This window comes from Thiohalophilus thiocyanatoxydans (assembly GCF_004366735.1).
GTDB lineage: Bacteria > Pseudomonadota > Gammaproteobacteria > UBA6429 > Thiohalophilaceae > Thiohalophilus > Thiohalophilus thiocyanatoxydans.
In genome coordinates, this window is the sequence record NZ_SOQX01000009.1 from 1 (window position 1) to 12,845 (window position 12,845).

General features: G+C 56.4%; 10 protein-coding genes. 5 read left to right on the forward strand and 5 right to left on the reverse strand.

Annotated features, from left to right (window positions below):
* Nucleotides 1-622 precede the first annotated feature (622 nt).
* The 3 genes from EDC23_RS12785 to EDC23_RS12795 all read right to left on the reverse strand — a co-directional run bounded on the left by EDC23_RS12785 (nucleotide 623) and on the right by EDC23_RS12795 (nucleotide 2,876).
* On the reverse strand, nucleotides 623-1,492 hold the full coding sequence (locus tag EDC23_RS12785) for a lysophospholipid acyltransferase family protein (RefSeq protein ID WP_134085140.1): 870 nt from the start codon (nucleotides 1,490-1,492) through the stop codon (nucleotides 623-625).
* Between the two features lie 128 nt (nucleotides 1,493-1,620).
* Nucleotides 1,621-1,806, reverse strand: a complete 186-nt coding sequence (locus EDC23_RS12790; protein WP_134085142.1) for a hypothetical protein — start codon at nucleotides 1,804-1,806, stop codon at nucleotides 1,621-1,623.
* Nucleotides 1,807-2,093: 287 nt separating this feature from the next.
* Entirely contained in the window at nucleotides 2,094-2,876 is a 783-nt protein-coding gene (locus EDC23_RS12795) for a tRNA 2-thiocytidine biosynthesis TtcA family protein (protein WP_134085143.1), read from the reverse strand.
* A gap of 103 nt (nucleotides 2,877-2,979) precedes the next feature.
* Between EDC23_RS12795 and EDC23_RS12800 the strand changes: the two genes are divergently transcribed.
* The 4 genes from EDC23_RS12800 to EDC23_RS12815 all read left to right on the forward strand — a co-directional run bounded on the left by EDC23_RS12800 (nucleotide 2,980) and on the right by EDC23_RS12815 (nucleotide 10,270).
* Entirely contained in the window at nucleotides 2,980-3,402 is a 423-nt protein-coding gene (locus EDC23_RS12800; RefSeq protein ID WP_134085144.1) for a hypothetical protein, read from the forward strand.
* Between the two features lie 214 nt (nucleotides 3,403-3,616).
* Nucleotides 3,617-7,324: a methionine synthase gene (gene metH / locus EDC23_RS12805; RefSeq protein ID WP_134085145.1), complete on the forward strand. Its 3,708-nt coding sequence runs from the start codon at nucleotides 3,617-3,619 to the stop codon at nucleotides 7,322-7,324.
* A 158-nt stretch (nucleotides 7,325-7,482) separates the two neighbouring features.
* Nucleotides 7,483-8,244, forward strand: a complete 762-nt coding sequence (locus EDC23_RS12810) for a M90 family metallopeptidase (RefSeq protein WP_134085146.1) — start codon at nucleotides 7,483-7,485, stop codon at nucleotides 8,242-8,244.
* A gap of 58 nt (nucleotides 8,245-8,302) precedes the next feature.
* Nucleotides 8,303-10,270, forward strand: a complete 1,968-nt coding sequence (locus EDC23_RS12815; RefSeq protein ID WP_134085147.1) for an alpha-amylase family protein — start codon at nucleotides 8,303-8,305, stop codon at nucleotides 10,268-10,270.
* A 262-nt stretch (nucleotides 10,271-10,532) separates the two neighbouring features.
* On the opposite strand, the gene EDC23_RS12820 is transcribed toward EDC23_RS12815, so the two are convergent.
* Entirely contained in the window at nucleotides 10,533-11,825 is a 1,293-nt protein-coding gene (locus EDC23_RS12820; RefSeq protein WP_317622985.1) for an NAD(P)/FAD-dependent oxidoreductase, read from the reverse strand.
* 11 nt (nucleotides 11,826-11,836) lie between these two features.
* A complete protein-coding gene (locus tag EDC23_RS12825; RefSeq protein ID WP_208321383.1) occupies nucleotides 11,837-12,148 on the reverse strand; it encodes a c-type cytochrome in 312 nt (103 codons plus the stop codon).
* A 181-nt stretch (nucleotides 12,149-12,329) separates the two neighbouring features.
* Here EDC23_RS12825 and EDC23_RS12830 point away from each other — a divergent pair, with 181 nt between their 5' ends.
* Nucleotides 12,330-12,824: a DUF302 domain-containing protein gene (locus EDC23_RS12830; protein ID WP_134085150.1), complete on the forward strand. Its 495-nt coding sequence runs from the start codon at nucleotides 12,330-12,332 to the stop codon at nucleotides 12,822-12,824.
* Nucleotides 12,825-12,845: the final 21 nt, after the last annotated feature.

Genomic DNA, 12,845 nt, shown 5'->3' on the forward strand with positions numbered 1-12,845 from the left:
TCGTTCCATCATTGTAATACGTTTGTAGTGCTCTGACATGCAACACCCCCTTGGGTTAAGGTATTATGGTATTGCACTAGGACTTAGAGACCACCAAATTAATAATTCATTACTCCTCTGCGCCTCCGCGACCTCCGCGATAATTCCCAGAGAGTCAGCTAATAGATCGGCTCCTCACCTTCGGGGCGGTAGCGGAAGCGCGGGTGGCTCCACCAGTACTGTTCGGGTTTGCGGCGGATGGCGCAGAGGCGCGGAGAAAAGAAAATTTATTATGGTTCTTAGCGGATAGGCGATGCTGCAAAGATTTGTGAGCTTGTTTAAATCCTGTTAATTATTATTCTCTGCGTCTCCGCGCCTCTGCGACCTCCGCGTTAATTTCCAGAGAGTTAGCTAATAGATCGGCTCCTCACCTTCGGGGCGGTAGCGGAAGCGCGGGTGGCTCCACCAGTACTGTTCGGGTTTGCGGCGGATGGCGCAGAGGCGCGGAGAAAAGAAAATTTATTATGGTTCTTAGCGGATAGGCGATGCTGCAAAGATTTGTGAGCTTGTTTAAATCCTGTTAATTATTATTCTCTGCGTCTCCGCGCCTCTGCGACCTCCGCGTTAATTTCCAGAGAGTTAGCTAATAGATCGGCTCCTCACCTTCGGGGCGGTAGCGGAAGCGCGGGTGGCTCCACCAGTACTGTTCGGGTTTCTGGCGGATGATGCGCTCCAGTTCACGGTTCATCGCGGCCGCAGCCTGTTCGGGATCGGGATCGGCGATGGCGTTATCCAGCGGTTCGAAATGGAGGGCAAAGCCGCGTGCGCGAGGCAGGCGTTCGGCCCAGGCGCAAATGACGGGCGCGTTGTGCTGATGAGCAAGGCGTGTGGGTAGCACTGGCGTGTTGGTGCGGATACCGAAAAACGGGACCACCACGCCGGCCCCGGCACCGGGATTCTGATCCGGCAGAATCCCGACAATGCGATGCGCCCGTTTGAGGGCCCGCACCGAGGCGCGTACCCCGCGCGCGGTGGTGGTGACCAGTTCGGCGCCGAAGCGCTGGCGACCGCGCAGGATGAAATCATCGAGCCAGGCAGAACGCTGGGTACGATAAAGACTGGTGATGGGATAATGGCGGGAACAGTAGAGGCCGATCATTTCCCAGTTGCCCAGGTGAGGGACCAGCAAGATCACGCCAGTCTCCTTTTCGAGTGCCGAGCGGAGCCAGTGTTCCCCTTCAACATGGCGAACCAGGTTGATCACCCGGGCAGCGGGACCGTGCCACAGGCGAAAGGATTCGAGCAGGGTTCGGGCCGTGGCGATCAGGCTGCGTCGTGCCAGCCGTCGACGGGCCCGGTTATCCAGCTCCGGCAGACAGACGGCCAGGTTGCGCCGGGCGATTCGCGCCGGCTTTGCCCGCAGCATCCACACTAGCTGACCCAGCAGCCAGCCGGTGCTGTGGAGTATCGGTAAGGGCAGGCGGGCAAGCAGTAACAGCCAGAATTCACGCATGGGTCATTGTCAGATGTGAAAAGTAAAAAATCCTGTACACCTGACAGGGTACAGGATTTTCCTTCTGGCCGCGCCGGTCGGCCGGCGGGCGAACCGGACAAGGTGGTGGGGGCTTGAGCGGGTTCCGGTTAGGGGGCCTCCCCATCCAGGCAGGCCTGCTCATTGCGGGCGGCGTTCACCCGGTTGAGCAGGTTCAGGTAAACGGCCGCATCCTGTCGGCTGTCCAGCGGGCCTTCCATCCCGGCCGGTGTTTCAATGCACCAGCCCTCGCCACACTGGACCATCATTGGCGCTTCTCGGTTGACGTGTTTCATCCGATACCTCCCGACAGGCTCATCCTGCTACACGAATTGGAGAACATTCCGGGCAAACCTCCCAACATATTGGGGCTGCCTGGAGACCTTATCGGCAATCATAGCGCCCCGATAATAAAAATGTGAATAAATTCACAATTTTTCACATTTCTTTTATGGGAGGGGCATCTTCCCCACATAAGGGGCGTTGTTTTTGTATTAATGAACCAAAAAAACCACTTTTTAAAAATATTGTGTATTTGATGTAAGTGTTTTAGCGGGTATATTTTAATGTGGGAAAATATACCCTATTCTGCTCCGTCTTTAGAGTAGAGTGGGCGCATGGCGGTCATCAGGCTCCTGAAAAGCTGCTTGTTGTGGGACTCTTCCTGTGCCAGCAATTGCTTCATGTGGTCCCGCTCGGTAGGCATGGCGAAGCAGGCGGGGCAGGAGTCGGGGATGACCGGCAGGATCTGCCGGGTGGCGAAGTCGGCGGTTTGCCGTTCGCGCGCATAGACCAGCGGCCGGATGATGCGTACGTCGCCGTCGCGGTTGGTATAGCAGGCCTTCATGGTACGCAGCTGGCCCCCGTGGAAGGCTGACATCAGGAAGCTTTCGGCCAGATCGTCCAGGTGCTGGGCGAGGGCCAGCACATTGTAGCCCTCGCGCCGACAGGTGGCGTACATAATGCCGCGCTTGATGCGTGAGCAGTAGGCGCAGAACGAGTCGTGCTTCATCTGGCTTTTGGCGTTCTCGGCGATCGGCTGGCTCTCGAAGAAGTAGGGAATCCCCAGCTGCGCCAGATACGCCTTGAGCGTTTGCGGGTGAAAACCCTCGATCTGCGGGTCCACGGTCAGTGCCGCCAGCTCGAAGCGGATCGGGGCATGACGCTGCAGATGGCGCAGGATATGTAACAGCGACAGGGAATCCTTGCCGCCGGAGAGGCCCAGCAGGATCCGATCGCCCTCGCGGATCATGTTGAAATCGGCGATGGCCCGGCCCACCGGTCGCAGCAGCGCCTTGGGAATTTTCAGCGCGCTTACCCGGTCGGCGGAAATTTCCTCGCGGCTGGTTGAAACAGAACTCGACATAACCGCGCCAGTTTAACGTGCCGGCGGGCCGAGAACCATATAGCGGGTTTGTGATCTGCCCGCGACCGCCCGGTCAGGCAACGGAATATGTTATGTTCTGCCTATGCAGGAACAGGAACCCGAACCCGAGTTTGAATACGGCGACAGGTCTTTGCGTCTGAATCTTGCCTTGATCGTGGGTATCTACTTTTTGATCGCGATTGGTTTGCAGCCGCTGATTGACTTTTTGCTTGTCCCCGATCCGGAAGCCGCCGATCCCTATCGGGTGATGGCGCTGGCGGAAGAAAAGCAAAAACTGACCGGCTATGTTTACAGTATATGGCGTATGTTGCCCATCCTGTTTTTTCTCTGGTACGGCTGGCGCATCATTGCCTCTTTACGCGTGCCGCCGGCCGGAACCCGCTCGCCGTTTACCGTACGTATAATTAAAGGTAAGCCTGCGCGCATGTTTGGTATGCTGCTGATTCTGGTTGCGCTGTTGCTGCTGTATCGGGAGTTACTTACCCTGACTAAATTAACAGGCTGATCCGCTGTTGTTTCCCCCGGTTTGAGGCACAGCCGGGATAATGAATCTGCCATATAGCGCAATGCCGCTCTTTTTCGCCAGATAGCATCCTTACCATGATCGAGGGAAATAGAGATGCCCCCTGTTTTCTGGTATACTGCTGCGCTCTTATCCGCGTGTTCTCCGATTTTTTTACGCATTTCAGTCAATTAACAACGGCTAAAAAGAACTAGTTATGAGTCAATTTGAAGAAGCTTTAAAGCAACGTATTCTCGTGCTGGATGGCGCCATGGGCAGTCTGATCCAGACCTATAAACTCGAAGAAGAAGACTATCGCGGCGATCGTTTCGCTGACTGGCAATCCGATGTCAAAGGCAACAACGATCTGTTGTCACTGACCCAGCCCAAGATCGTTCGCGATATTCACACCGCCTATCTCGAGGCCGGTGCCGACATTGTCGAGACCAACACCTTTAACGCCAACTCCATTTCCATGGCCGACTATCACATGGAAGAGCTGGTCTACGAGATGAACAAGGCCTCCGCCGAGGTGGCGCGTGAGGCCTGTGAAGCGGTGGGTACTGCCGACAAGCCGCGCTTTGTCGCTGGCGTGCTGGGCCCGACCAACCGTACCGCCAGTCTTTCCCCGGATGTAAACAATCCGGGCTTTCGTAACATCAACTTCGATCAGCTGGTCGAATCCTATACCGAGGCGTTGGGCGGTCTGGTCGACGGCGGTGTGGATCTGATCCTGGTGGAAACCATTTTCGATACGCTCAACGCCAAGGCGGCGCTGTTTGCCATCGACAGCTATTTTGTCGGTCAAGAAGACAAGCGCCTGCCGGTGATGATCTCCGGGACCATTACCGATGCCTCCGGTCGAACCCTGTCGGGCCAGACCGTCGAGGCGTTTTATAACTCGCTGCGGCATGTCAAACCGATCAGCTTCGGCTTCAACTGTGCTCTGGGCGCCGGCGAACTGCGCCAGCACATCGAAGAGCTGAGCGGCATCGCCACATGTCACGTTAACGCCCATCCCAACGCCGGTCTGCCGAACGAGTTCGGGGAGTACGACGAATCACCCGAAGAGATGGCCGGGCAGATCGAAGAGTGGGCCAAAAGCGGCTTTCTGAATATCATCGGCGGTTGCTGTGGTACCACTCCGGGGCACATCAAGGCGATTGCCGAAGCCGTCGCGCCTTACGAGCCGCGCAAGCTGCCCGAAGATGAACACATAACCCGCCTGAGTGGCCTGGAGCCCTGTAACATCGACAAGGACTCGCTGTTTGTCAATGTCGGCGAGCGGACCAACGTGACCGGCTCGGCCAAATTCAAGCGCCTGATTCTCGAAGAGCAGTACGACACGGCACTGGATGTGGCGCGCGAGCAGGTGGAAAACGGTGCCCAGATCATCGACGTCAACATGGACGAAGGCATGCTCGATGGCGAGAACGCCATGGTGACCTTCCTGAACCTGATTGCCAGCGAGCCGGATATCTCCCGCGTACCGGTGATGATCGACTCCTCCAAGTGGCACATTATCGAGGCCGGCCTCAAATGTGTTCAGGGCAAGGGTGTGGTCAACTCCATCTCCATGAAGGAAGGCGAGGAAGAATTTATTCGCCAGGCCGAACTCTGCCGCCGCTACGGCGCGGCCGTGGTAGTCATGGCCTTTGACGAAACCGGCCAGGCTGATACCAAAGAGCGCAAGGTTGAAATCTGCGAGCGGGCCTACAAGATTCTGACCGAGCAGATTGGTTTCCCGCCGGAAGACATTATCTTCGATCCGAATATTTTCGCCATCGCGACCGGTATCGAAGAGCATAACAATTACGGTGTTGACTTTATCGAGGCGGTCCGCGAGATCAAGAGCAGGCTGCCGTATGCATTGATCAGTGGCGGCGTTTCCAACGTCTCGTTCTCGTTCCGGGGTAACAACCCGGTGCGCGAAGCGATCCACGCCGTGTTCCTGTATCACGCTATCAAGGCGGGCATGGATATGGGGATCGTCAACGCCGGTCAGCTGGCGGTTTATGATGACCTGCCCGAGGAGCTGCGCGAGGCGGTGGAAGACGTGGTGCTCAATCGCCGCGACGATTCCACCGAGCGTCTGCTGGATCTGGCCGACAAGTACAAGGGTGACGGCAGCGGCGCCAAGAAGGAAGAGGATCTGGAATGGCGCAGCTGGCCGGTGGCCAAGCGGTTGGAACACGCGCTGGTCAAGGGCATCGACGCCTATGTGAATGACGATACCGAAGAGGCGCGTCAGGCGTTCAACAGGCCGCTGGAAGTGATCGAAGGTCCGCTGATGGACGGCATGAACGTGGTCGGCGATCTGTTCGGTGACGGCAAGATGTTCCTGCCCCAGGTGGTCAAATCGGCACGCGTGATGAAAAAAGCCGTGGCCTACCTGTTCCCCTTCATCGAAGCCGAGAAGGAAGAAGGCGCCAAGGCCGATGCCAAGGTGCTGATGGCCACTGTGAAAGGTGACGTGCACGATATCGGCAAGAACATCGTCGGCGTGGTACTGCAGTGTAACAACTTTGAAGTGGTCGACATGGGTGTCATGGTGCCGGCCAATGACATTCTCAAGAAAGCCAAAGAAGAGAATGTGGACATCGTGGGTCTGTCCGGCCTGATCACCCCGTCGCTGGACGAGATGGTGCATATGGCCAAGGAGATGGAACGTAACGGTTTTGATGTCCCATTGATGATCGGTGGTGCCACCACTTCCAAGGCGCATACCGCGGTGAAGATCGAGCAGCACTATCATGCACCGACCGTGTGGGTGAAGGACGCCTCGCGGGCCGTGGGTGTGGCACAGAACCTGATCAGCGAGTTGCATCGGGAAAAATTCGTCACAGAATTACGTGCCGAGTATGACAAGGTCCGCGAGAATCACGCCGGTCGTCGCGCCAAGACCAACTGGGTAACGCTGGAAGAGGCACGGGCCAACAAGACCAAGATCGACTGGTCCGATTACACGCCGCCGGTTCCCGCACAGCCGGGGATCCAGGTGTTTGATGACATGCCGCTGGAGTTCCTGCGCCCGTACATCGACTGGACCCCGTTCTTCCACACCTGGGAGATGAAAGGTTCCTATCCCAAGATTCTGGATGATCCCGATAAGGGCCCCGAGGCGAAGAAGCTGTTAAATGATGCCCAGCAGATGCTGGATCAGATCATCGAGGAGCGCTGGCTCAAGGCCAAGGCCATCGTCGGTCTGTGGCCCGCCAACAGCATCAACGACGATGACATCGAGCTCTATGAAGATGACTCTCGCTCCAAGGTGAGGATGACCCTGTGCCATCTGCGTCAGCAGACCCAGCGTCCGCCGGGTAAGCCCAACCGCTGCCTGACAGACTTTATCGCGCCGAAAGAGAGTGGCAAGCCGGATTATATCGGTGGTTTTGTCGTAACCACCGGACTCGGCATCGATGAGCACATCGAGCGCTTCGAAAAGCAGAACGACGATTATCGTTCGATCATGCTCAAGGCACTGGCCGATCGACTGGCCGAGGCCTTTGCCGAGCACATGCACGATCGCATGCGCCATATCAACTGGGGTTACGAGCCCAGCGACTGGACGCCGGATTACGGTCTGAAGAGCGAAAACTTCGACAGCGACAAGCTGGTGCGCGAAGAGTACCAGGGGATCCGTCCGGCACCCGGCTATCCGGCCTGTCCGGAACATACCGAGAAGTTGAAGTTGTGGGAACTGCTGGATGCCGAAACCCATACCGGCGTCAAATTGACCGACTCTATGGCCATGTGGCCGGCGGCGGCAGTCAGTGGCTGGTACTTCAGTCACCCCGAGTCCAGCTACTTCGGTGTCGGCAAGATCAACCGCGATCAGGTTGAGGACTATGCCAAACGTAAAGGCATGTCCGTGGCCGAAGTCGAACGCTGGCTGGGTCAAAGCCTGGGTTATGACGCCGACTAGAACGGGATACCCTGTCCCGGAAAGTAAAAAGCCAGTGCAGCAATGCACTGGCTTTTTTGTTTTGGGAACTGGGTTATGCTCTATAGTATGAGGCACGCAATTCGAAGCGACGACAAGGCGTGTAGCATTTTTATTCCTGTACGAGTTGATGGCATTTTATGTTGAGCTTTCTCAAACAGTGGCGAGATCAACGTATCGTGCGGCGCGCAGGCTACAGTGAATCCGAATGGCAGGGCGCATTTGAACGATTGCCGCTGTTGGATCGGCTGAGTGACGATGAGAAGGTGCAACTGCGGCGGCTTGCCACACTGTTCTTGCACCACAAGTCTCTGGAAGGCGCCGACGATCTGGTGTTGACGACCGAACTCAAGCTGGTGATCGCCCTGCAGGCCTGCCTGCCGATCCTGAACCTGGGACTGGACTGGTATGCCGGCTGGGTCTCGGTGGTGATTCATCGTGCCGGTTTCACACCGATGCACAGCGAGATGGACGAGTACGGCATAGTGCATCGGGTCAGGGAGCCGTTGAGCGGCGAGTCCTGGGAACGGGGGCCGGTGGTGTTATCCGCCGATGCCGCCCTGGAAGGCGGTGCCATCGACGGGCACAATCTGGTGATTCACGAGTTTGCCCACAAGCTCGATATGCAAAACGGCGTGGCCAACGGCATGCCGCCCCTGCATCGGGAAATGTCCGCAGTTCAGTGGAGCGAGGCACTCAGTGCCGCTTACGCGGATCTGCGCGAGCGCGTTGAACACGGCAAACCCACCCCCATCGACCACTATGGGGCAACCGCCCCGGCCGAATTTTTTGCTGTATTGAGTGAGGTCTTTTTTGAGAGCCCGGTGGCGATCCGCGACGCCTATCCGGCTGTGTACCGGCAACTGGCGCTGTTTTACCGGCAGAACCCGCTCGATGCTTAAATTACACCGTCCGATGGCATATAGTGAGTAGAAGAGAGTGTCCGGAAAAGGAAACGGTGTGAATAATACGATCCGCAATGTTGATCCTCTGTGGCTGCAGAAAGAGAGCGCCACTACGCTCGCGCGTTTGTTGCCGCGCCTTGAGGCCGGTTTTCAGGAGCAGGTGGATAGCGCGGAGTGGGAAGGCTATGTAGAGCGGCTCAGGCGTCACTTCCCCAGCCTGTTTGAGCGTCTGTATGCGCTGTACGGCGAGAAATACGATTTCTTCTATCATCTCGAGAACATTCTGAAGTCCACCACTCGAATGTGGTCTCAACGTCCGGGTGAATTACGGGCCCTGGATGCCATGCGCGAAGTCGATCGCGAATGGTATCTGTCAAACCGGATGGTGGGGGCCATGTGTTATGTGGATCTGTTTGCCGGCGATCTGCAAAAACTGCGTGCCCGGATCCCCTATCTGACCGAATTGGGGATTACCTACCTGCATTTGATGCCGTTGTTCAAAATGCCGGAAGGGGATAATGATGGCGGCTACGCGATAAGCAGTTATCGTGAAGTGCATGCGCAACTCGGCACAATGGATGATCTGCAGTCGCTGGCGACCGAGTTGAGGCATCACGGTATTTCACTGGTGCTGGATTTTATTTTAAATCACACTTCGGATGAGCATGACTGGGCCAAAGCCGCATTGGACGGGAATCCGGATTATCAGGCCTATTACCGGATGTATCCGGACCGCGCTCTGCCGGATGCCTATGAGCGCAGCATGGGAGAAATATTTCCCGAGGATCATCCCGGTGCGTTTACCTATCATAACCGGATGAAAAAATGGGTCTGGACCACATTCAATAACTATCAATGGGATCTCAATTACGAGAATCCGGCACTGTTTAATCAGATGCTCGAGGAGATGCTGTTTCTGGCCAATCAGGGTGTTGAGGTTCTGCGCCTGGACGCACTGGCATTTTTATGGAAGCAGCTGGGCACCGATTGTCAGAATCTGCCCGAAGCGCACTGGGTGATCCAGGCCTTCAACGCCATCGCCAGTATTGCCGCGCCGGCGATGGTCTTCAAGTCGGAAGCGATCGTGCATCCCGATGAAGTGAAAAAATATATTGGTGTCGATGAGTGTCCCCTGTCGTACCATCCGCAATTGATGGCGTTGTTGTGGGAGGCGCTGGCGACCCGTGATGTGCGGGTATTGTACAATGCGATGAAGGATGATTTTAATATTCCCGCCGGCTGTACCTGGGTCAATTATGTCCGCAGTCATGATGATATTGGCTGGGCATTTTCCGATGAGGATGTCATTGCCGCGGCGTTCGATCCCGGCGAACATCGACGCTTTCTGACAGATTTCTATACCGGCCGCTATCCGGGCAGTTTCGCTCGCGGCGCGCCGTTTCAGGAGAACAAACAGACCGGTGATGCGCGCATCTCGGGTACCTGTGCCTCACTGTGCGGTCTGGAGAAGGCGCTGGCGGAGAAGGATGAAGTGGAGATCGAACTGGCGGTACAGCGCATTTTGTTACTCCACGGCGTGGTTATTACACTGGGCGGCATTCCTTTACTGTATATCGGCGATGAGATCGGTACATTGAACAATCAGGAGTATGAACAGGATAGCGCCAAGGTGGGGGATACACGCTGGCTGCACCGCGCCGAGTTTGACTGGGAGCTGGCCGAAAAACGCGGGGACAGCCAGAGCGTCACCGGGCGCATCTACCAGGGCATTCTGCGCCTGATTCAGCTGCGTCAGCAAAACCCGGCTTTCAATAACGCGGAGACCGAGTTCACCGACAGCGGCAACAAACACGTCTTCAGTTTCTTTCGCAGCAACAATCAATACAGTGTGTTTATTCTGGCCAACTTCAGCGAGCATGAGCAAAAGCTGGAGGCGCGACGCCTGCGTATGCTGGGATTGCGCAAGACCATGGTCGATCTGTTCGGGGGACACACCATCACGGCCACACGCGAACTGGTCATGGCGCCGTATCAGATACTGGTGTTGTCCAGAGGAGCGTAAAAATAGTCGGCAGAATAAAAAAGTTCTGAGTTCTGAGTGCTAAGTGCTGAGGGTAAACAGGCAGGCAGTTTTTAGTTGGTAGAGGAGAGTATAGGAGGGGCTTTCAGCTGTGATTAAAAATCAGGCCTCCTACGATGGCGCCTCCTAAAGCGAGCAGGTCTGGTTACGCGGATGCGCAACCGGACCTGCCGGTTTAAGCGTCGAGATACAGGTGTCAGGATCCAGTACTCAGAACTTGGCACTCAGAACTCAGTACTTGTTCTTAGCCCCAGGTATCGCTGGTGATGCTGGCGTACCAGCCGCGGGTGTAGCGCGCCTCCTGTTCGCGGAAGTCGGGGCCGACGTCCCCGGGGCTGACGCCGCCGGCCTCTTTGACCGCGTAGATCCCCTCCTCATCACTGTAGCGATAGACCGCGGCCACCGAGATACCGTAGTCGGGACCCACCAGGCTGTAACAGGTGTTTACATAGGAGGGCTCGGGCATAGTGGTGTTGTGCAGGGCCGAGACGATGGCGGCGGCGCAGACCTTGCCGTGGTTGTTGGCGGCGAAGCCCGACTTGGGCATGGCTCCGGCCAGCGAGGCGTCGCCGATGACATGGATGTCGGGATGCCGACTTGACTCGAAGGTACGCTGGTTCACCGGGCACCAGCCGGTATCGTCAACCAGATCGGCGGCATGGGCAATCTTGCCGGCCTTCTGTGGCGGGATAAGATTGACCACGCTGCCGGCATGCTCCTCGCCCAGTTCGTTATAGAGGGCTCTGCCGGCGATATCGACACCGGTAATGCGACCGCCGGCATCCCCGCTGACCCATTCAATCATGTCGCCATAGAGTGCTTCCCAGCCCTGCATGAATAATGGTTGCTTGGAGAACTTGGTCTTGGCATCCAGGATCAATACCTTGGATTTGGGTTTGTTCTGTTTCAGATAACTGGCAATCATGCTGGCCCGTTCATAGGGGCCCGGTGGGCAACGAAACGGGTTGGCGGGGGGCGCGATGATGACGGTCCCGCCGTCGGGCATGGCGGTCAGTTGCCTGCGCAGGGTTACGGTTTGTGGACCGCCGTTCCAGGCGTGAGGCAGTTTTTCGGCATCACCGGGGCTCATATTCTCGATATCCTCCCAGCGGAAATCGATGCCCGGCGAGACCACCAGGCGATCATATTCCAGCGTGGTGCCGTCGGCCAGTTGCACTTTTTTGCCGGTCGGATCGATCTCGCGTGCGCTGGTGTGCAGTACCTTGATACCCCGTTTGCTGTGGGCTTCATAACTGTGACTGATACTGTCCATCTCGCGCAGCCCGCCTAGCACAAGATTGCTGAAGGGACAGGTGACAAAATTCTGTTTGGGCTCGACCAGGGTGATATCGAGGTCGGGATCGAAGCGCTGCAGGTACTTGGCACAGGTGGCACCGCCGAATCCACCGCCGATAATCACCACCCGTCCGGAAGTCGTTGACTGTTTGGAACAGGCGACGAGGCCGATCGATGAGGCCAGGACACTGCCGCCACCAACTAACTGAATAAACTGTCTGCGATTAATGTGATTCATCATACTGGTAACTCCTAGTTCAGACCGGCAAAGTAATCGGCTATCAGGGTGATTTCCTCGTCGCTGTAGCCTGTGGCGTGACGCTGCATGACCGTCGAATCGCGCTCGCCCGAGCGAAATTCCATCAGAGCGTTTTCGATAAATTCCGCGGATTTGCCATGGAGCTTCGGAATGGCACCGGGGCTCTTGCCGTCGGTGCCGTGACAGGCGGCACAGGAGTTGCTCAACATGGCGCCCTGGCTGATTTCAGCCGCCGACGCATTGAACGAGACAGAGAATGATGCGACTGTGAATAACAAAGCCGCCGGGAAGGGTAGTCGGGACATGGATGATCTCCTCATAATTCAGTCAAACGACCGGGCAAGTAAAAAGCGTGAATAAAATCTAGACCATTAACCCTGTATTGAAAAGGTCTTCGATCTTTGTTTTCGGGGATGAATACGGATTCAGCATGAGCTAATGTAATTAAACACTGTGACGCTGGTCACAACTGACAAGGAGTTACCAATGAATAGACTGATTCTATTGTTGTTATCCATCGGCTTGCTTGCGACAGGTGCGGCAAAAGCGGCTGATGCGCCCGACGTTAAACTGGAACAGACGGTCATCAAGATGCCGCTGGAAGACGGTGTAAGCATGGATGATGCAGTTGATTCGATGAAGCTCCGAGCCAACATTCACAACATGGGTCTTGTCGCCGAGTTGCCGCTGTCCAAACAGGTGGAAGCCATGGGCCGCGATGCACGGCGTATGGATATCTTTCAGTTCTGCGATCCCCTCACGGCGCAGCGCATGGTGGAAGAGAATATTAACTTTGCAGCCTACCTGCCGTGTCGTATCGCCCTGGTCGAGGATGAGAACGGACAGGGCTGGCTGGTGATGATGAATCTCGATATGATGTTGCAGAGCACCACGCTGAGTGATGAGCTCAAGGCCGAGGCAACCCGGGTGCGCGATGCTCTGATGGAGATCATGCAGGCGGGGGCCGAGGGAGCGCTGTAACAGAACCCCACGGTTGTTTGC